At 32.5% G+C, this 1,055-nt stretch carries 2 protein-coding genes; both read right to left on the reverse strand.

The features are described from left to right. Positions 1–52: 52 nt before the first annotated feature. Positions 53–319: a gamma-glutamyl-gamma-aminobutyrate hydrolase family protein gene (locus ABDZ53_RS07375; RefSeq protein ID WP_343755094.1), complete on the reverse strand. Its 267-nt coding sequence runs from the start codon at positions 317–319 to the stop codon at positions 53–55. 395 nt (positions 320–714) lie between these two features. After that, the gene (locus tag ABDZ53_RS07380; protein ID WP_343755096.1) at positions 715–963 is read right to left on the reverse strand and encodes a hypothetical protein; all 249 of its coding nucleotides are present in this window, start codon (positions 961–963) and stop codon (positions 715–717) included. Positions 964–1,055 lie beyond the last annotated feature (92 nt).

The raw sequence follows: 1,055 nt of genomic DNA on the forward strand, positions 1-1,055 counted from the left end.
ACTAAAAGTGGTTGGCAAAGTTCTTAACTTTTCATTGCAATTTTCTAAACATTTATCTTGCAAAACACACTTCCCTCTTCTCTGCACCATAAAGATGAGGTGAGACATCTTGACCGCCTGCTAAAACGAGGCCGTCAATTACTTCAGCATATTTTTTTATTAAATCCGGATTATTAATTGGAATAATGACAGGAAGCCCACCTGCTTCAGTGATGGCTTTTGAAAAATCACGCGGGGAGTAATTAATGTGTAGAGGCTCAGGGAAAGCAGCGTTCTCCTGATAAGCCGTATTTCCAGTAATTCCTATAAGTGGTAGCATCTCAAATCTCTCCATTTCTATTCTTCACATCTCCCACCTTACTACATTTTAAAGACTTTTTCAGGTTTCTATTTCTTTTTAGTTTATAACGCTGATCGTTTAAATTCTAATGTTATTTTTCAATCATATCCTTGTGGTGTTATCAATCTACAATCCAATAACATAAAGCCCCACTCAGAGATAATCTATTCCCGAGTGAGGCTTTCGCCTTGCATTGAGTTGAGGGACTCAACTGAGTTCCTTCACATCAACATTTATAGTTATATAGTTGCTTTAACAGAAACCTCTCGATTCTTAGAGACTTTTTTAATTTACAGGCAAGCTAACTATATACTTTCAGTACTCAAAACGCTTCTATCCATAACACTTTTGCATTTTTATAATAAATACGGTTTTTAACTAACTTTATCTTTTTTATTCACTAATCTAATTTTTCTACGTTCAAACCCATCAATTGTCTCATCCATATCTAAACTTCCATAATATTCTATAGCTACATCACACACTTCTATTGCTTTGGTATATTCCTTTTGTTTTTCATAAATAATAGCTAATCTTTCAAAAGCAGGAATTCTAGCTTGAAAACCATTTCTTATTTCCTTTATTCTTTCATTTAATTCACTTTTTTCATAATAACTACTCAATTTATTTAAGTTATTAAGTTCATCCTGAATAATTCATACCTCTGATTTTAGAGGCTATTTTACCAAATTAATTTGCGTTTTGATTAAGTTTT

The sequence above is a fragment of the Alkalibacterium iburiense genome (assembly GCF_039521845.1).
GTDB classification, from domain to species: Bacteria; Bacillota; Bacilli; order Lactobacillales; family Carnobacteriaceae_A; genus Alkalibacterium; species Alkalibacterium iburiense.